General features: G+C 66.7%; 18 protein-coding genes and 1 pseudogene. 11 read left to right on the plus strand and 8 right to left on the minus strand.

The window, feature by feature from the left end; genetic code table 11:
* Positions 1-336 precede the first annotated feature (336 nt).
* The 4 genes from ACP7AI_RS11645 to ACP7AI_RS11660 all read right to left on the minus strand — a co-directional run bounded on the left by ACP7AI_RS11645 (position 337) and on the right by ACP7AI_RS11660 (position 2,626).
* Entirely contained in the window at positions 337-1,140 is an 804-nt protein-coding gene (locus tag ACP7AI_RS11645; RefSeq protein ID WP_426167499.1) for a hypothetical protein, read from the minus strand.
* 384 nt (positions 1,141-1,524) lie between these two features.
* A complete protein-coding gene (locus tag ACP7AI_RS11650) occupies positions 1,525-1,677 on the minus strand; it encodes a hypothetical protein (protein ID WP_426167500.1) in 153 nt (50 codons plus the stop codon).
* Between the two features lie 140 nt (positions 1,678-1,817).
* Positions 1,818-2,420 (minus strand): hypothetical protein, encoded by a 603-nt coding sequence (locus ACP7AI_RS11655; protein WP_426167502.1) that lies wholly within the window; start codon positions 2,418-2,420, stop codon positions 1,818-1,820.
* A gap of 77 nt (positions 2,421-2,497) precedes the next feature.
* Positions 2,498-2,626 carry a hypothetical protein gene (locus tag ACP7AI_RS11660; RefSeq protein ID WP_426167504.1) on the minus strand — a complete coding sequence of 43 codons (129 nt, stop codon included), beginning with the start codon at positions 2,624-2,626 and terminating at the stop codon, positions 2,498-2,500.
* 333 nt (positions 2,627-2,959) lie between these two features.
* Here ACP7AI_RS11660 and rho point away from each other — a divergent pair, with 333 nt between their 5' ends.
* From rho to ACP7AI_RS11685, 5 genes are all read left to right on the plus strand, one after another.
* The gene (gene rho / locus ACP7AI_RS11665; RefSeq protein WP_426167506.1) at positions 2,960-4,216 is read left to right on the plus strand and encodes a transcription termination factor Rho; all 1,257 of its coding nucleotides are present in this window, start codon (positions 2,960-2,962) and stop codon (positions 4,214-4,216) included.
* A gap of 112 nt (positions 4,217-4,328) precedes the next feature.
* Entirely contained in the window at positions 4,329-5,372 is a 1,044-nt protein-coding gene (locus ACP7AI_RS11670; RefSeq protein ID WP_426167508.1) for a glycosyltransferase family 2 protein, read from the plus strand.
* Positions 5,369-6,100 carry a class I SAM-dependent methyltransferase gene (locus ACP7AI_RS11675; protein WP_426167510.1) on the plus strand — a complete coding sequence of 244 codons (732 nt, stop codon included), beginning with the start codon at positions 5,369-5,371 and terminating at the stop codon, positions 6,098-6,100. The genes ACP7AI_RS11670 and ACP7AI_RS11675 overlap by 4 nt, the downstream gene beginning before the upstream one ends.
* Complete coding sequence (locus ACP7AI_RS11680) at positions 6,100-6,501, plus strand: GtrA family protein (RefSeq protein WP_426167512.1); 402 nt, start codon at positions 6,100-6,102, stop codon at positions 6,499-6,501. The genes ACP7AI_RS11675 and ACP7AI_RS11680 overlap by 1 nt, the downstream gene beginning before the upstream one ends.
* On the plus strand, positions 6,498-7,994 hold the full coding sequence (locus ACP7AI_RS11685) for a hypothetical protein (RefSeq protein WP_426167514.1): 1,497 nt from the start codon (positions 6,498-6,500) through the stop codon (positions 7,992-7,994). Before ACP7AI_RS11680 ends, ACP7AI_RS11685 begins: the two co-directional genes overlap by 4 nt.
* Here the strand turns inward: ACP7AI_RS11685 and ACP7AI_RS11690 are convergent.
* Entirely contained in the window at positions 7,991-8,584 is a 594-nt protein-coding gene (locus ACP7AI_RS11690) for a TlpA family protein disulfide reductase (protein WP_426167516.1), read from the minus strand. The two genes, ACP7AI_RS11685 and ACP7AI_RS11690, sit on opposite strands and share 4 nt — an antisense overlap.
* On the opposite strand from ACP7AI_RS11690, the gene argH reads away from it, so the two are divergent.
* The 5 genes and pseudogenes from argH to ACP7AI_RS11715 form a co-directional block, all read left to right on the plus strand.
* Entirely contained in the window at positions 8,583-9,965 is a 1,383-nt protein-coding gene (gene argH, locus ACP7AI_RS11695; RefSeq protein ID WP_426168336.1) for an argininosuccinate lyase, read from the plus strand. The genes ACP7AI_RS11690 and argH overlap by 2 nt on opposite strands.
* On the plus strand, positions 9,962-10,201 hold the full coding sequence (locus ACP7AI_RS11700) for a hypothetical protein (RefSeq protein WP_426167518.1): 240 nt from the start codon (positions 9,962-9,964) through the stop codon (positions 10,199-10,201). Before argH ends, ACP7AI_RS11700 begins: the two co-directional genes overlap by 4 nt.
* Before the next feature lie 10 nt (positions 10,202-10,211).
* Positions 10,212-11,477 carry a diaminopimelate decarboxylase gene (gene lysA, locus ACP7AI_RS11705; protein WP_426167520.1) on the plus strand — a complete coding sequence of 422 codons (1,266 nt, stop codon included), beginning with the start codon at positions 10,212-10,214 and terminating at the stop codon, positions 11,475-11,477.
* Between the two features lie 92 nt (positions 11,478-11,569).
* Positions 11,570-12,448, plus strand: a complete 879-nt coding sequence (locus tag ACP7AI_RS11710; RefSeq protein WP_426167522.1) for a UTP--glucose-1-phosphate uridylyltransferase — start codon at positions 11,570-11,572, stop codon at positions 12,446-12,448.
* Positions 12,449-13,338: 890 nt separating this feature from the next.
* Positions 13,339-13,440 (plus strand): annotated as a pseudogene (locus ACP7AI_RS11715) (PEPxxWA-CTERM sorting domain-containing protein); the annotation flags it as partial.
* 5 nt (positions 13,441-13,445) lie between these two features.
* On the opposite strand, the gene ACP7AI_RS11720 reads toward ACP7AI_RS11715, so the two are convergent.
* Positions 13,446-14,459, minus strand: a complete 1,014-nt coding sequence (locus tag ACP7AI_RS11720; protein WP_426167524.1) for a PAS domain-containing protein — start codon at positions 14,457-14,459, stop codon at positions 13,446-13,448.
* Positions 14,460-14,571: 112 nt separating this feature from the next.
* On the opposite strand from ACP7AI_RS11720, the gene ACP7AI_RS11725 reads away from it, so the two are divergent.
* Positions 14,572-15,033, plus strand: a complete 462-nt coding sequence (locus ACP7AI_RS11725; protein ID WP_426167526.1) for a hypothetical protein — start codon at positions 14,572-14,574, stop codon at positions 15,031-15,033.
* On the opposite strand, the gene ACP7AI_RS11730 is transcribed toward ACP7AI_RS11725, so the two are convergent.
* On the minus strand, positions 14,969-17,245 hold the full coding sequence (locus tag ACP7AI_RS11730) for a CHASE2 domain-containing protein (protein WP_426167528.1): 2,277 nt from the start codon (positions 17,243-17,245) through the stop codon (positions 14,969-14,971). The two genes, ACP7AI_RS11725 and ACP7AI_RS11730, sit on opposite strands and share 65 nt — an antisense overlap.
* Positions 17,235-18,560, minus strand: a complete 1,326-nt coding sequence (locus ACP7AI_RS11735) for a FecR domain-containing protein (RefSeq protein WP_426167530.1) — start codon at positions 18,558-18,560, stop codon at positions 17,235-17,237. Before ACP7AI_RS11735 ends, ACP7AI_RS11730 begins: the two co-directional genes overlap by 11 nt.

Genomic DNA, 18,560 nt, shown 5'->3' on the forward strand with positions numbered 1-18,560 from the left:
CTTCGCACTGTCGGCCGTTGCAAGATATATCTTGGAACCCGGCGACTCGCTGATCGAAAAAAACCTATCCGAAAACAGGCGTGTAGGACAGGGGAGGGCGCGGACGAGGGGTTGGCGAAGGGCCTCCGACGGCCGGGCCTGAGGCCGGCGATAGCGCATCCCGCAGCCTGCTTTGGGCCTCGTCACTTATAATCATACAATTCTTTGTCGTTACTCAGCCTAAGCATGTAAAACAGCCCGACATGGCGGCTGCGATCGCTATGTAGGCCATGGCCCGCGCCACTCGTTAGGGCATGACGCGGGCTTTTGCGCTTAAGCCTATCGGGCTTTCGTCGCTCACCCGACAATGTCTTCTTCGGCCCAAGTGCTGGGCTCGGCAGCGGCGTCAGCTAAAATCTCTTTGTCCATCTCCAGTTTCTTTAGCAGTCGGTCGATCTCGGCCTCGCCAACCGGACCCGAAACGATCACTCGATAGCTCGCATGCTTTGAGAGCATCCCCGACTGAAGAACACGTTCATGCACGCCCATGGCTAATCCTGTATGCTCGGCCACCTCCTGGGCAGACGGTTCAACTTTCGGCTTTGTCCAGCCCGAAAAGGGCATAACTTGGTTCATCATATCATTCAGGGACGGATTGAAGCCTTGCTTGGGGCCGTCCGCCACCTCTTCCGAGTGAGCGAAATTATACGCCGCTGCTTGCGCGTTTACAAGCTCCTTGCTGTCGAGATATACCTTCAATAACTTATCCGCAGCGTCATCCCGAAAGTTGGACTTGATCAGATGCCAACGCAAAGTGTCCGGGCTTGCCTCCCCCTTTGCCCGCAACAGGGCAAAAGCAGACGGCCCCTCAAAAGCGCGCACAAGAGCCTCTGAGCGGTCGGGGTTATCGAGAGGCGCATTCAAAATCGTGATCGCGTCCTCGCTGACACGCACGTCATCGCCACGCCCGTCAATTAGCCCGTATGCACGCAAGGCGGCCAATATGCCCAGCGAACGACCATTGATGCTAGTGTAGCCCAGCGGCTTAAGCGCTGAGAGGCGGGGCATTTTTGACCGCCCCTCCTTTTGGTAAACGAGCCGGATGTTGTCGATCGCTTCCGCGAGCGAGATTTGCGGAAAGTTCGGACTGCGGTCTGCCATGTGCCACCTCCTGTTGACAGGGGACATCTAGAGCGTCTGGATAGAAACGTCAACGCGTCTGGAATAATCCACTTGTTCCAATCGCCGGTTTGAATTATTACCGACTTGTTAGCCATGGAGGAACCAGTGCCGCCACCTTCTAGATAGCCCGCGCGCCGCGAGACACTGACTTGCGCGTTGGGAAATGCCTGAGGGTCAGGCCGGATCGAGAGAGGTAGGACTCTCATCGACCCGGTGGGCAAAACCCATTTTGGACACTCTGTGCCCCCGTGGTGGAAAGCAGACACGCCGAACTACGCGCTCGGTGGGCTACGGCCAGTGCCGGTGCAACCGGTCGGGGGCACATTTTTCTAGCATATCAGGCAGCAGGAGTGAAGATTTATGTCAGTTCGAATTAGAGAGCGCGACCTTATCATCCCGGCCCTTCGCGCAGCAGAAGCGGCGGGGGGTGAAATCACCACCACGCGCCTGATCGAAATCCTGACCGACGAGTTCGCCCCGGACGGCCAAGACGCCGAAATCCTTGAAGGCCGCCAAGACAGCTACTTTAGCCAGAAAGTGCGGAACCTAATTTCACACCGTACAACTGGCACAAGTATGTTCACGAAAGGATACGCACAATACCACGAGCACGGCGAGTCGATTAGCATCACCGATCTAGGTCGGGGGTTCCTGGCTCAGGTGCCGGACGAATAACGGGCCTTGTAGCCCGGCTTGAACCACTTAAGTTCGGTATTGCTTGGAGCGTCCTTGTCCCAAACAAACCACGCATAAGCTGTCGTTCCGCTACCCTGCTGTACAGCGCCAGCAGGGTAGAAGGTTATCCGCTCGCTAAAGACCCACACACGCGACGGAGGCGCATCGGTGAAGATCGTCCGCTGGCGGTTGGAACCTTCCAAGAATGCAAGCCGAAGCAGAAGCGCGAATTTGCGGTTCGCCGCCTTCAAGCCGGAACGAACAAAGCCTTCCGCCGCATTGTAGGGAGGGTTTGTAACAACGTTGTCGGATCGGCGGGCGGTGTCCAGAAAATCCATGCCCGCTTCGCCGTAGCCGCGATCGTAGAGATCGGAACTGACCACCGGTTGTCCCGTCACTTCAAGAACGTCCGACATTGCGCCGTTACCGCAAGCGCTTTCCCAAATCTCACCTTTGAAGGACTCGTTGTCGATCAGGGCGTGCGTTGCCCAAGATGGCGTAGGGAAGAAATCCGGGCCGCCTAAATCGGCAAATCGCTTCATAGTCGGCTTAAACCCGCCGCTGAGGTTATATGTGCTGTCCATGAATAATATCTAATCGAATCAGCAGTTTAGTCAACAGCAGTTAAGTGACTCAATATGCTGGTGGTTTGCCTTGTCAATCAGGCGATAACGTCATTGTAGGTCACCCATTTGCCAATCCCCGCGGTTATCACGTCAGCCTGGCGCTGCCCGTCACGCTCTTTCCGAGCGTTCCAGCAGCGATTGCGCTCCGCAAGATAGCGCGCCATGTGGCGTTTTCCATCATGGCGGTTTCGCTCGAACGTAAGTGGCCCCAAACGATCGTTGCCGGCGACCGAGTTGAACGGCCTGCCTGTCGCCGAAGCTACTATTCTCCCCGAGAATTATACCGGCCGTAGAAAGATAGCGGTAAGTCGAGCGTGAAACAGTCGGGTCCGGGCCTCAGGTCCGGCCGCCGGAGGCGCTGCGGTCCCTTGACCCGTAACGCCGGCGGGCTTATCTGAACGTTACCGATCCCGTCCTGGCGATCGGCCTTTCCAGTCCCGCCATCGTCAGCCAAACCGCTCCGACAGCGCCCGGACTCCTTCAATGAAAAGACCCCCATGCATCTTCACGATCTGAAGCGCAAAACCCCCGCCGAGCTGGTGGTGATGGCCGAGGAAATCGGCATCGAGAACGCTTCGACGCTGCGCAAGCAGGATATCATCTTCGCCATTCTGAAGGCGACCGCCGAGGCGGGCAATGAAATCACCGGCACCGGCACCATCGAGGTCATGCCCGACGGCTTTGGCTTCCTGCGCTCGGCCGACAGCAACTATCTCGCCGGGCCCGACGACGTCTATGTGACGCCGCAGCTGGTGCGCAAGTTCGGGCTTCGCACCGGCGACACGGTCGAGGGCGAGATTCGCAGTCCCAAGGATGGCGAGCGCTATTTCGGCCTGGTGCGCATCACCGCGATCAATTTCGACGATCCGGACGTCGTTCGTCACCGTGTCAACTTCGACAATCTGACGCCGCTGTATCCGGATGAAAAGCTCAACCTCGACAACAACGACCCGACGATCAAGGACAAGACCGGCCGGATCATCGATATCGTCGCACCGCTCGGCAAGGGCCAGCGCTGCCTGATCGTGGCGCCGCCGCGGGTCGGCAAGACGATGATGATGCAGAACATCGCGCGGTCGATTTCTGCCAATCATCCCGAAATCTTCCTGATCGTGCTGCTGATCGACGAGCGGCCCGAGGAAGTCACCGACATGCAGCGCACGGTGAAGGGGGAGGTGATTTCCTCGACCTTTGACGAGCCCGCCACCCGCCACGTCCAGATCGCCGAGATGGTCATCGAAAAGGCCAAGCGGCTGGTCGAGCACAAGCGCGACGTCGTCATCCTGCTCGACAACATCACCCGCCTCGGCCGTGCCTACAACACCGTGGTGCCTTCGTCGGGCAAGGTGCTGACCGGCGGTGTCGACGCCAATGCGCTGCAGCGGCCCAAGCGCTTTTTCGGTGCGGCGCGCAACATCGAGGAAGGCGGCTCGCTGACCATCATCTCGACGGCGCTGATCGATACCGGCAGCCGCATGGACGAGGTGATTTTCGAAGAGTTCAAGGGCACCGGCAACAGCGAAATCGTGCTGGACCGCAAGATCGCCGACAAGCGCGTGTTCCCGGCCATCGATATCGGCAAGTCGGGCACCCGCAAGGAAGAACTGCTGGTCGACAAGGCAACATTGTCCAAGATGTGGGTTTTGCGCCGTATTCTCATGCAGATGGGCACTGTCGATGCGGTCGAGTTCCTTATCGACAAAATGAAGGACTCCGTAACGAACAGGGATTTCTTCGACGCGATGAACCACTGATATTTGGATAAAGGCCGCGCGCGGCGCAGGCGGCGCGTGGTTTTCAATTCCCAGCCCGGCGAAACGCCGTTAGTGTGGCGGTGCCCCGGCCTTCACAGTATTGGGAATTTGCGTGCGAGTTATTGTCCAGATCCCCTGTTTCAATGAGGAACTGACGCTGCCAGCGACACTGGCAGCGATACCGCGCCGCATGCCGGGCGTCAGTTCGGTGGAGATCTTCGTTATCGATGACGGCTCGACCGACGGCACCGTCGAGGTGGCGCGCGCCCATGGTGTCGAACACATCCTCGTCAACAAGGCCAACATGGGATTGGGGGCGAGTTTCCGCCGCGGCCTCGATGTCTGCCTGCGGCTCGGCGCCGACATCATCGTCACGACCGACGGCGACAACCAGTATGAGGGCGCCGACATGCCCAAGCTGATAGCGCCCATCGTCGCGGGCGAATACGACATCGTCGTCGGCGACCGCGAAACCGACAAGATTCCGCATTTTTCGCCGATGAAACGCCGGTTCCAGCGTTGGGGCAGCGTCGTTGCCGGGCGGTTCGCGCGCATCGAGGTGCGCGACGCCGTCAGCGGCTATCGCGCCATCTCGCGCGATGCGGCGCTGCGGCTCAACATCATGACCAGCTACAGCTTTTCGGTCGACATGCTGGTCCAGGCCGGGCGCAAGAACATGGCGGTCGGCTGGGTGCCGATCCGCACCAACGAAAAGACCCGCGATTCGCGGCTGTTCAAGAGCATGTGGACATTCATCGGTCGTCAGGGCACGACGATGATGCGCATGTACGCGATGTACAAGCCGTTGCGGGCGTTCCTGGCGCTGGGGCTGCTGTTCCTCGCCATCGGCCTCGTGCCGCTGGTGCGCTTCCTGATCCTGTTCATGATCGGCCAAGGCGAGGGCAAGATTCAGTCGGTCGTACTCGGCGGCATCTTCCTCGTCATCGGCATCGTGACGGTGCTGATGGGGCTGATCGCCGACCTAATCGGCAAGAACCGGCAATTGCTCGAGGTGACGCTCGAAAAGATGCGGCGTATCGAACTCGACCAGCATGGTTTCCATTCGATGCTGGTCGCCGATCGCGATTTCGGCCGGTTGGGCGACGCCCTGCTGCGCCACGAAAAGCCTGTGACGACCCTGGAGGAGCGGCCATGACCGACGCCGCAGCACTGACGGCGGTCAACCGCACGTTCCACACCATCCAGCAGCCGATGCGGCTGCTGCCGAACTACTATGGCTGGACCTATGGGCATTTCGCGCGCTGGCTGCACGGCACGGTGGTGGAGCTTGGCTGTGGCGCCGGCTGGGGCCTGCCGTTCGTCGTCGACCACGCGACCCGCATCATCGCCGTCGATCATGACCCGGCGCTGCTGCAGGGCATTCGCGAGCGCAGGTTGCCAAAGGTCGAGACGTTGCAGGCCGACCTCATGTCGACCGACTGGCCCGAACTCGGCGCCACCCGCGCCGATGCCATCCTGATGATGGATGTGCTCGAACATTTCGCCGATGATCGCGCCTTTCTCGCCACGGCCGCCGGCTTCCTCAATCCGGGCGGCCACCTGCTGATCAAGGTGCCGGCCGACAGCAGCCGCTATTGCGCGATGGACAAGGCGTCGGGCCATTATCGCCGCTATGATGCCAGCCACTTGGCGGATCTTGCCGCGGCGACCGGCCTGGAGCTTGTCCACAGCGCCTCGATCAACCGGCTCGGCGGCCTCGCCTACCGGATGCGGAAGCGCCGCGAGACCAATTTCTCGCGCAGTTTTCCGCCGTGGCAGCTGCGAATGATCAATCTCGGCCTCGGTGTCGTCCGGCTGGCGGATTACCTGCCGCTGCCCGACGGGCTCAGCCTGATGGCCGTGATGCGGAAACCGGCAATCTGATGCGCAGTCGCAAGGGGCTGGGTGAATTCCTGCGCTATGGCATGCTGTCGGTGCTCAGCGCCGGCCTGTCGCTGGGCTTGCCGATCCTGCTGCACGAACGCTTCGGCGTCGAGCCGCGGCTGGCCGTCGCCATCGCCTTCGGGGTGGTGTTCGTCGTCAATTTCGTCTGCATGCGCCTGTTCGTGTTCCGCAATGCCGGCAGCGCATCGGCGGCGCTCGGTCGTTTCGCGATGACCAGCCTGATGTTTCGCGGCGCCGAATATCTGGCGTTCCTGGGGCTGTTCGCCCTTGGCCTGCGCTATTTCGTGGCGCAGTTCATCGTCATCGGCCTCGCCTTCGTCATCAAGTTCGTGACCATCCGGCGCTTCGTCTTCAAGGACGCACCCAGGGGCATCGCGTGACCACCCGTCGCTGGTTGGTGCCCCTGCTGGCCTTTGTCGTGCCGGCCATCGCCTATCTGGCGATCATCACGCGCGGCACCTTCGATCTCTTCGGGCCGGTCTATGCCTGGCAGGCGTACAATTACCTCGCGCTGGCGCTGGCAGACGGCCGCCAGGACATTCCCGCCGAAGCCATCGCCGCCGAGGGCGTGTATATCGGCGGCAAGGTCTACATGTATTACGGGATAATCCCGGCGCTGCTGCGGATTCCGCTGATGCCGTTCCTCGACCTGCGCGAAGTGCCCGTGTCGCGGCTGGTCAGCCTGTTCATGCTGCTGGTCGGCCAGTTCGCGATGCAATGGACGATCCTGCGCGTTGCCGCCGTCCATGGCCGCACCGCCTTCATCGACCGCTTTGTCACCGTCGCGCTCAGCATCATCCTCTGGTTCGGCTCCGCGGCGATGCTGCTGCTGCCCAACCCCGACCTGTACTACCAGCCTTATTCGGCCGCCCATATGGTGTCGTCGGTGTTCTTTGCCCTGCTCGTCTACGACCTGCTGGTCGTCGGCCGCGCCCCGCGCGGCGCGCGGCTGATGGCCTATGCCGTGCTCGCCGGCCTCGGGGTCTACACCCGGCAGACCTATGCCATCGGCCTGTATGCGGTGACGCTTGTGCTGTTGCTGCCCGATCTCGCCGAATGGCGCCGCGCCCGCGGGCCGGCGCTGGGCGCCGCCGTGCGCGCTGCCGTGCTGCCGCTGTTCATCATGTTCCTCGCCGGCTGCGGCTATCTGGCGCTGGCCTATGCGCGATCAGGCCATCTGACGACGGGCTGGTCGGTCGACGCTTGGGGGTTTTCGGCGATCGTGCCGCGCGACGCGCGGATGATCAGCCTCGACGAACAGCAGTTCTCCCCGGTCCGCATAATTCCCAATTTCGTCTATTTCATGGTCGGTGGCCCGCACTGGCGCGAGCCGCTGATCGAGGCGCTGGGCGGCGGCACGGTGCGCACCCTGTCGCACCCGTTCCGCTACCTCGTCTACACGCCGCTGGCCCTGCTGATCGCCGGCGCCGGCCTGTGGGCGCTGCTGCGTCGCCCGCCGGCGCCGGCGCGCACCATCCGGCTGGTCGGCGCCATGCTCGCCATTCCGGCGATGCTGCAACTCGCCTATGGGACTGTCTTTGTGCGCTACTCGTGCGAACTCTGGCCAGGACTCTGGTGGCTGATGCTGGTGGCGCTGCGCCAGATCGATCCGGCCGTCCTGTTCGGCCGCCGCCAGGCCGCCGGCATGGCGGCGATGGCGGCGCTGCTGCTGGTGTCGGCGGGCTATGTGGCCACCCGACCGGCGACATTCTGGTACACCAGCGGCAATTTCGAAGGCTCTCTATCCAATCCGCTTCCCGCTGTCCTGGCCGCCCGCGCCACCGCGCCCGGCAGCCGCGATCCGACTATCGCGCCGACCCGGGCTCGTGTCGGCTCCGGCGTCTGGATCGAGGCGGAGCAGCGCTACCGCTAACCGACTGCCGCCATCACCTCCGGCGAATTCCATTTCAGCGTGCCGGCCACGCGCCATAGCTCGCGGCCCTTTTCGTCGTACAGCACCGAAATCGGCAGGCCGCGCGCCTTCAACGCCTCGGCATAGCTGCCGGGCTGGTCGAGCATCGGCTGCAGCGTCCTGAACTTGCCAGGCTTGAAGAAGCCGTTGACCGCCTGCCAGCCCTCCATGTCCTGGCTGATCGGCAGGATGACGAGCTTGCCGGCCTTTGCCGCCGCCAGCGTGTCGAGCGCCGGCATCTCGGCGATGCACGGCGCGCACCAGGTCGCCCAGAGGTTGACCAGCACGCGCTTGCCGCGGAACGCCGCCATGCTGGTCTTCGCACCGGGCTTGCGCTCGAAGGCGACCGCGGGCGCCGGGGTGCCGGCAAAGCTGCGGTCGATGCTGTTGATCGGGGCGGCCTTCGCGGCGGTCGCGGTGGCCGCACTGGCGGCGCCGTACATCGCGCTCGCTTGCGGGGCCGCCGTGTTTCCCTTATCGCCGCCATCGCAGGCCGTGACGATCGTCATCGCCCCGCCGACCAGCAGGAGCCTCGCGATTTCGGATCCCATCGCTTCATCCAATCCTCTTTGGGGTGGCCGTTTCGGGGCGGGCCCGGCGGCGGTGATGCGTGAGATAAACGCCTCCATCGGCACCGACAAGCGGCTGTGGCAACAGGACCTCGCCGGCAGCCGCGCGCATGTCACGATGCTGGGCGCGCAAGGCATCGTCGAGGCCGGCGACGTCGCCGCCATCCTGGCGGGCCTCGACACCATCGCCGCCGAATACGCCCAGGACGGCGTGCCCGAGGATATCGCGCTCGAAGACATCCACATGACGGTGGAGACCCGACTTGCCGAACTGATCGGTCCCGCCGCCGGCCGGCTGCACACCGCGCGCTCGCGCAACGACCAGGTCGCCACCGATTTCCGGCTCTGGGTGCGCGGCGCCTGTGCGGAGATCGACGCCGGCCTCAAGGCACTGCTGACCGCGCTGCTGGCGCGGGCGGAGGAGCACGCCGCCACCATCATGCCGGGCTTCACCCATCTCCAGGTCGCGCAGCCGGTGACGCTCGGCCATCACCTGATGGCCTATGTCGCCATGGTGACGCGCGACCGCTCGCGCTTCGCCGATGCGGCGACGCGGATGAACGAATGCCCGCTGGGCGCGGCGGCGCTGGCCGGCACCGGCTTTGCCATCGATCGCCATGCCACCGCGGCCGCGCTGGGCTTTGCCCGGCCGACGGCGAACAGCCTCGATTCGGTGTCGGACCGCGATTTCGCGCTCGATTACCTGTCGGCGGCGGCGATGGCCGGGCTGCATCTGTCGCGGCTGGCGGAGGAAATCATCGTCTGGGCGTCGCAGCCCTATGGTTTCGTGACGCTGCCCGACGCCTGGTCGACGGGATCGTCGATCATGCCGCAAAAGCGCAACCCCGATGCCGCCGAGCTGGTGCGCGCCAAGTCGGGGGCACTGCTCGGCGCCTTCCAGCAGCTCGCCATCATCATGAAGGGCCTGCCGCTGGCCTATTCCAAGGACATGCAGGACGACAAGCCGCCGGTCTTTGCCGCCCATGACACCTTGACGCTTTGTGTCGTCGCGATGACCGGCATGGTCGAAAGCCTGACCTTCAACGCCGATCGCATGCGCGCCGCCGCTGCCAGCGGCTATTCGACCGCCACCGATCTCGCCGACTGGCTGGTCCGCGAGGCCGGCGTGCCGTTTCGCCAGGCGCACGACATCACCGGCCGTGCGGTGAAGGCGGCGGAGGCGCGCGGCGTCATGCTCGACGGGCTGTCGGATGCCGAGCTTGCCGCTATCGACGCGCGCATCACGCCGGCGGTGCGCGACGTGCTGTCGGTCGAGGCATCGGTCGCCAGCCGCACCAGCTTCGGCGGTACTGCGCCGGCCAACGTCCGTGCCGCCATCGCCGCGGCGAGGGAGATCCTGTGAAACGTCTTGCCCTCATCGCGCTGCTGCTGCTGCTCGCCGCCTGCGGCAAGCAGGGCGAGCTGACGCCGGTGCCGCCGCGCCCGGCACCGCTGCAGGCGGCCGAGACGGTCCGCCCCAAAACCCCCGCGGACATGTTGAAGCTGCCGACGCAATCGGCGCCGCAGCGCGTCGATGATCCGGTGCGCAACGCCGACCAGCGCCCCGACGATCGTTTCAACCTGCCGCCGCCGCAATAAGGCTTCCGCCATGGACCATTTCGACATTCGCGACGGCGTCATGCATGCCGAAGGCGTCAGCCTGGAAACGCTGGCGGCCGAGGTCGGCACGCCTTTCTACTGCTATTCGACGGCCACCATCGAACGCCATTACCGGGTCTTTGCCGATGCCGTGGCGGGGCTCGGCGACGGCAACCCGCTGGTGGCCTTTGCGGTCAAGGCCAATCCCAATTTGTCGGTGCTGGCGACGCTGGCGCGGATGGGCGCCGGCGCCGATGTCGTGTCGGGCGGCGAACTCGCCCGCGCGCTCGCCGCCGGGGTGCCGGCGAACCGCATCGTGTTTTCGGGCGTCGGCAAGCAGCCGCACGAGATGGCGGCGGGCATCGACGCCGGCATCCTGCAGTTCAACGTGGAGTCGGAGGCCGAGATCGGCATGCTGGCGGCGGTCGCGGCGACGCGCGGCGTGCGCGTCGACATGGCGATCCGCGTCAACCCCGCGGTCAACCCCGGCACCCATGCCAAGATTTCCACTGGTGGCCAGGACAGCAAGTTCGGCATCCCGATCGAGCGCTGCCACGCCGCCTTCGTGACCGCCGCCGGCCATGCCAGCCTCAACCCCATCGGCGTCGCCGCCCATATCGGCAGCCAGCTGACCGACCTGTCGCCGATCGAATCCTGCATCGGCCGCTTGGGCGAACTCGCCGCCGGGCTGCGCGCCGCCGGGCATCCCGTCGATCGCATCGATGTCGGCGGCGGGCTCGGCGTGCCCTATCGCGCCGACCAGCCGGCGCCGCCCGAACCGGCGGTCTATGCGGCAATGGTGGCGCGGGCCACTAAGGGCTGGAACTGCCGGCTGATGTTCGAGCCCGGCCGCATGATCGTCGGCAACGCCGGCGTGATGGTGGCGGGCGTCATCCTGGTCAAGGAAGGCACGACCAAGACCTTCGTCGTCACCGATGCCGGCATGAACGACCTCCTGCGCCCGTCGCTCTATGGCGCCTGGCACGACATCCGCGCGCTGCGGCCGGTTGCCGGGCGCATGACGGCGACGGTCGTCGGCCCGGTCTGCGAAAGCGGCGACACCTTTGCCGATGATCGCGAGATGGAGCCTGTCGGCGCCGGCGATCGCATCGCGTTCATGACCGCCGGCGCCTATGGCGCAACGATGGCCAGCACCTATAATTCGCGGCCGCTGGTGCCCGAGGTGATGGTCAGCGGTGACCGCTGGGCGATCGTGTCGGAACGCAACCAGCCGGCGGCGATGCTGGCGCTCGATGCGCTGGCGCCCTGGCTTTAACGCGGGCTGTGATGTTGCGGCGGTGAAACCGATAAGCGTTTGGCAGGTTTTTGTCGCCAGAGACGATCATCGACGTTGAACAAGGCTGACACATGACATTCAAACCGGTGAAGACCGCCGTATTCCCGGTCGGCGGCCAGGGTACGCGCTTCCTCCCTGCGACCAAGGCGGTACCCAAGGAACTGCTGCCTGTCGTCGACAAGCCGCTGCTGCAATATGCCGTCGATGAAGCGCTCGCCGCCGGCATCGAGCGGCTGGTGTTCGTGACGGCGCGCGGCAAGGGCGCGCTGGAAGAGTATTTCGACGTCGCCGGCGAACTCGTCGCCAGCCTGAAGGCCAAGGGCAAGACCGCCGAACTGGCGGTGCTGGAAACCACCCAGCTCGAGCCGGGCCGCATCGCCTATGTCCGCCAGCAGGAGCCGGCGGGCCTGGGCCATGCCGTCTGGTGCGCGCGCCACATCACCGGCGACGATGCCTTTGCCGTGCTGCTGCCCGATGAGCTGCTCTGGTCGCCCAAGGCGCCGGCGCTGGCCGAGATGCACGATGCCTATCAGCGGCTGGGCGGCAACATCATCTCGGTGCTCGAGGTGCCGGACGAACACACCAACCGCTATGGCATCGTCACGCCGGGCAAGGTCGACGGCAAGATCACCGAAGTGAAGGGGCTGGTCGAGAAACCCGCCGCCGGCACCGCGCCGTCGCGGCTCGCCGCCATCGGCCGCTACATCCTGCAGCCCGAAGTGATGCACATCCTGGCCGCCGGCAAGCGCGGTGCCGGCAACGAGATCCAGTTGACCGATGCGATGGCCGAGCTGATCGGCGTGCAGCCGTTCCATGCGCTGACGTTTACGGGCACCCGCTTCGATTGCGGCGACAAGGCCGGGCACATCACCGCCAATATCGCGCTGGCGCTGGAACGCGACGATGTCGGCCCGGCGGTGCGCGAATGGCTGCGGGCCAATCCGGCCTAGGCCATCGCCGCCGCTTGACCCGGTGGTGATGATCTCGTTAACGTAACGAACTTTACGCATCGGGGGATGACATGATCAGGTTCTTGCTGGCGGCCGGCACCATGTTTGCCGCGACGGTCGCCATGCCGGCGGCGGCGCAGACCTTCGGATCCTCGGCGCTGGCCACGTTCCGCAGCTGCAGCGCCACCGCCGCCACGGCGCTGTGCGACGGCACCGGCCCGGGCCAGGCGATCGTCACCCGCACCAACACCGGCGGCGCCAACGCGACGTCGAACAGCGACCTCACGCTGGGCAGCGGCTCCTATGCCCGCGGCAGCACCGCCTTCGGTGCCTTCGATCTGCCCGAACTGCGCGGGGAATCGCGCTCGGTCGCCAACGATCGGCTGAACATCAACATGCTGGCGTTCCAGACCTATCTCTACACCGGCCCCAGCGGTACGCCCTTCTCGCTCAGCGGCGATCTCCACATCGTCGATTCGAGCACCAATGCCACCGACGGCGCCCTCCCCGGCGGTGCCATCTACAGCCAGTATCTGGCGATCTGGGACAGTTCGGCGATCACCGGGCTGGTCACCGCCGACGACATCTTCAACAACGTCTTCTATGCGCCCTGCGGCACCCCCGGTGTGCTGGGCGTGGCAACCGGCGGCGGCCCGCTGCCCGGCGGCGAGACCAGCTTCAGCCTGACGACCGTCAGCTGCTCGGGGTCGCCGCTGCTGCTGACGACTGGCCAGCAGGTGCTGGCGGTGGCGGGCATGCAGCTGCCGGTCAATCGCGGCGGCTTTGCCGATTCGACCGGCACGTTCCTGACCCGCTTCGGCGACGACCTGACATCCGAACAGATCGCGACGATCCAGACCAATGTCGTCTCGGGCATCGTCCTCTACAATGCGACCATCCCCGAACCGGCCAGCTGGGCATTACTGATCGCCGGTTTCGGCCTCGTCGGCGGTGCGATGCGGCGCGTGCGGACGGCAGGCACGACCGCCTGACGGGCTCAGGCCATCGCCATATTGGGGATCGTCAGCCGCGAGTGCAGGCCCGATGCGTTCCAGTCGAGCTGCAGCCGGCCGTTCAGCTGCTTCGAAACGATCGTCTCGGCTATCGACAGGCCAAAGCCCGTGGTGGCCGGTGGCAATGTCGGCGGCCCGCCGGTTTCCGCGAAATCGATGGCCACGCCGTCGTGATCCGCGTGCCAGCGGATATCGAGCAAACCCGTCGGCGACGACAGCGAGCCATGCTTGACAGCATTCGACACGATCTCGTGAAGGACGAGCGCCACCGGCTGGACCTGCGGCACGTCGACGGCAACCTCGGGCCCGGAAATTTCGACACGGCCGGCCCCTGACGCCACCAGTTCGGAACGCAGCAGCACCTCGAGCGGCACCCGCTGCCAGTTGCCGACGGCAAGCAGCGTATGGGCATTGGCGAGCGCATGGACGCGGCCCTGAACCGCCGTCGCATAGTGCCGGGCATCGTCTGACCGGCTCAACCGCACGATGCCCTGGACCAGCGCCAGGGCATTCTTGGCGCGATGGTCGATCTCCTTCAGCAACAGCTGCTCGCTGCGTTCGAGATCGGCGGCCCGGCGACGGCTGGTGACATCGCACTGCGAGGCAAAGAAATAGATCAGCTTGCCGCTGTCGTCATGGATCGGGCTGATGTGCAACCGGTTCCAGAAAGCCGAGCCGTCCTTGCGATAGTTGAACATTTCCTCGGTGACGTCGATTTCGCGTGCCAGCGCATCGCGGATAATGGCGATCGATTCCGGCGACGTGTCGGGCCCCTGCATGAAGCGGCAGTTTCGGCCGATGATGTCCTCGGCGGTATAGCCGGTCAGCGCCAGAAAGGCCGGATTGGCGAGAATGATCGGATTGTCGGGCTGGTTGGGGTCGCTGATCACCATCGCCATATGGGAGCGTTCGACGGCGATCAGCGCGAGCCTCGCACGGTCGATGCCCCCCGGCGGCGCCTCCGCCATGTGATTGCTGTACCAAAGCGCCTCGGACACGCGAAAAAACTCCTCACTGTATTCCAAAGTACAAAAGCCGCATCGGGTCGCATCGTTGCGCGGATCGTTGTTGCGCTTGTTGAAATGTCCTTTCGGGCGCATCATTGCCGGCGTGAAGCTCGCGCTGTTCCTTGTGGGTGGATGCGCCGCACTTGCCGGCTGCGCGGCGCCGCAGCCGCTGGTGACGCTCGCCGGCACGCCGCCACCGCCGCTCTATGCCGTGGCCGGCGACGGGCCGGCGGCGGCCGAGCTCCAGCGCCAGCTGGGTGCCCGCGGGCTGTATGCAGCGGATGCCCCGACGATCATTCACGCCGGCTATGGCATCATGCCGCGCCGCGGCGGCGCCTGTACGGATGCCGAACCCGCCGGCGGCTGCCGGGCCTGGCATGACGTGCCGGCCACCGGCTGGGCCCCCTTTGCGCCGCCGCTGCGTCACCGCCTGACGCTGGTGGTCGACGGCGGCGCCCGCATCCAGGTCGTCCAGGCCGGCGGCCGGGACGACGCCCGGGTCATCCTGCCCGCGCTGGTCGGCCTGGCGCTGGCGCAGCTGCCAACCGCGGCACCCGCAAGATAAAGGTCGCGCCGGCGCCGGGCGCCGAGACGACGTCGATGCTGCCGCCATGGCTGGTGGCGACGCTGCGCACAAAGGCGAGGCCAAGGCCCACCCCATCCGCCTCGGGCCCGGCCCGGAACCGCCCGAACAACCGCGCCTGCACATCGGCGGCGATGCCGGGGCCCGTATCGACGATGTCGAGCCGCCAGTCGTCGCCGTCGGGTGCCAGCCGGCAGGTGACGGTGCTGCCCAGCGGCGCGAACTTCACCGCATTGCCGATCATGTTGACGATGGCGCGCAGCAGCAGCTGGTGGTTGCCGCGCAGCACCGCCTCGCTATCGAGGCCGCTGCCGTCGATGCGCAAGGCCCGCGCCTGCGACTGCGGCCACAGCTCGTCGATGGCCTCGATGGTGATGGCGGCGAGATCGACCTCGGCCATGACATGGTCCCCGGCCTCGGCGCGGGCGAGCTGCAGATAGCCATCGGCCAGCGCGATGGTGCGGGTGGCGAGATGGCGCAACCGCCGCGCCAGCGCCGGCGGCAGATCGGGGTTGCGGTCGAGCAGCGCCAGGATCGAGGCCTGGGGCGCGCGCATGTCATGGGTCAGCAGTTGCAACGCTTCCTCGCGCGCCGCCTCCGCCCGGCGCAGCGCGCTGATGTCGGCAAAGCGCACGATCCAGCCCAGCGCCGTGCCGTCGGGGCCGCGCCACGGCGTCGACCGGATGTCGCGGATGCTGCCGTCGGCGGCGCGATGCTCGCCGCGCCAAGGCGTCGCCGGATCGGCCAGGGTCGCGGCGCCGAACGGCGGCAAGCCGGCAAAGGTGCGATCGACCGCCGCCAGGCCGGGGGCGCCGAACAAGGCCGCGGCGGCGGTGTTGGCGGCGGCGATGCTGCCGTCGCGCGCCACCAGCAGCGTCGGGTCGGGCAGGCCGCGGATGGCGGCATCGGCGATCTCGCGCAGTTCATCGACGCGGTCGATGGTGGCGGCGAGCAACTGCGTCGTCCGCGTCACCGGATCGGCGGCCACGCTGCGCCCGGCGCGGGGCACGCTGCCGCCGCCCAGCTCCGCCAGTTCCGCCATCATCCAGTCGTTGACCGCCGCCAGCCGTCGCCACGCCCAGAACGGCTGCGCCAGCAGCACGCCGACCAGCGCCCCCGCCGGCGCCACCCACAGGCCCGTTGCCGCGAACAGCAGCGCCGTGCCCAGCACCACCACCGCCACCAGCACGGCGCCAGCGATGGCCGCCGCCGCCGGCCGCAGCCGCAACAGCCCGGCCATGCCGAGCCCCAGCACCGCCAGCGCCAGCGCGATCGCCGCGCCGTCGCCGGCGCGCCGCAGTCGCCGCCCCTCCAGCAGGTCGGCGACGAGGCTGGCCTCGATCTCCACGCCCGCCATGACACCGCTGCGGCCTGCCGTCGGCGTCGAAAACTGGTCGCCGAGCCCGGCCGCGGTGGCACCGATCATCACGATGCGGTCGCGCAGCAATTCGGGCGGGATCTCGCCGTCCAGCAGCGCCGCGAACGACAGGGTACGGAACGATCCCGGCGGGCCGCGAAAGCCGACCAGCCGTTCATCGACGCGGCGCAGCGGCGCGGTGGCCGGGCGGGCGCGGAACGGCACCGGCACGTCGGCGCCGGCGAGCAGCGCCGCCACCTGGGGCCAGCGCGTCGTGCCGTCGACCGCCATCGCCAGCGTCCGCACCACCCCGTCTTCGTCGGGCACGATCGTCGACTGGCCGACGCGCGCCGCGCTGCCGGCGCCGCGGCCGACGACCGGCGGCACATCGTCATGGGCACGGCCGTCGCGACCCGGCACCATGAACTGCAGCGGCAGCACCACCGGCACCGGCGAAGCCCGCAGGGCGTCGTCGAGCCTGGCATCATCCAGTCCTGCATCATCCGGGCCGGCCTCGGTGAACAGCACGTCATAGCCGATCGCCCGCGGCCGCGCCGCCGCCAGCCGGGCGATGGCATCGGCATGGATCCGGCGCGGCCAGGGCCAGGGGCCGATGCGCGCCAGGCTGGCCTCGTCGATGCCGATGATGACGATGGCATCGGGCGGCGGCCGCGGCCGTGCGGTGATGACCAGGTCGTAGAGCAGATGATCGAACCGCCGCAGGCCGCCGGCCAGGATCAGCCCGGTGACGAGGATGCCGAGCACCGTGCCCACCGCCAGCCATTCGCCGAACAGCCGTGTCGGCCGCAGGCGGCGCGACCCGGTGTCAGCGGGCAATGGTCAGCGTCTGCACGGGAAAGACCCTGACATGGCGCTTGCCGCGATCCCGCGCGGTGACGGTCACCCGCCAGTACCAGCTGCCGGGGGCCAGGCCGCTGACGGTCATCTCCGTCCCCGCCAGCGCCGGTGCGTCGACCAGCCGGTCGGCCAGCGCCGCATCGCGGGCGAGCACGAAATCATAGCTGCGGCTGCCTTCGCCCGACGGTTGCCAGCGGAACCGCGTGCGCCGCGGCGTGCCGGGCAGCGCCCCGGCCTCGGTGGCGAGTCCCGACAGGAAGCGTTCGAACTGCCAGGTCGCGGCCAGGCCCTCGACGCCATCGGCATCGATCGCGGTGACGCGGGCATAAAGCGTGCCGTTGCCGACGCCATCGAAGCTGACGCGGTCGCCGTCGGTTTCCGCCTCGGCAAAGATGTCGATCGCGCCGGCGTCGCGCGCCAGCTGCACCCGCCGCCGGGTGCCGCCGCCGGGAGCCATCGCCAGCACCACCGCCGGATCGTCCTGGACCTTGCCGGGATCGAGCAGCGCCGGTGCCGGCAGCAGCCGGACCGACCGGATCGCGTCGCGTTGCAGGACGCCGCCGCTGCCGGCGGGAATCGCGACATCGTCGCGGGCGGCGGCCGGGCGGCCGGCGACGCTGCCGTCGACGACGCCGATGGTTGTGGCGGCGGCCGCCAGGTGCGCGACGCGGAATTCGGTACCGCGCACGGCGGCGACGGCGACCGGGGTGCGCACCAGGAAGCGATCGGCCTCGCGTTCGCGCGGCGTGACGGCAAAATCGGCGCGGCCGGACAGGAGTTCGAAGCGGCGTTCGAGCCGGCCATCGAGGACGATGCGTTCGAGCACCGCCAGCCGGACCTGCGATTGCGAGGGCAGGGTAATGCGGCTGCCGTCGGCGAATGCCAGCGTCACGAAGCTGTTGGGGCCGGTGGCCAGCAGTGTCCCGGCCCCGACCGTCGCCCCCACCCGGGCCGCCCCGCCGGGCGTGATGGCGACCTGGCCCGAAAAGGCGGCGATGGTCGCAGTCAGCGGTTCGCGCCTCAGCAGCGCGGCGGGGATGGCCAGGCGCTTGCCGACCGGCAGCCGGCGCGGATCGGCGACCCGGTTGCGCGCCGCCACCACCTGCCAGTCGCGTGGGCCGACAAGGCCGCGGCTGCCGATGCCGATCAGCGTGTCGCCGGGCTGGACGCGATAGCCGAATGCCGCGGGCGCATCGGCCGTCGCCAGCGGTGCGGGTTGCAGGCGCAGGGCCACCGCCGGCGTGCCCGCCGACGCCATCAGGATCGCGACGGCAGCGGCGCGCGATGGGCCCAA

Source organism: Sandarakinorhabdus sp. DWP1-3-1 (assembly GCF_049896705.1).
In the GTDB taxonomy this organism is placed as follows: Bacteria; Pseudomonadota; Alphaproteobacteria; order Sphingomonadales; family Sphingomonadaceae; genus Sandarakinorhabdus.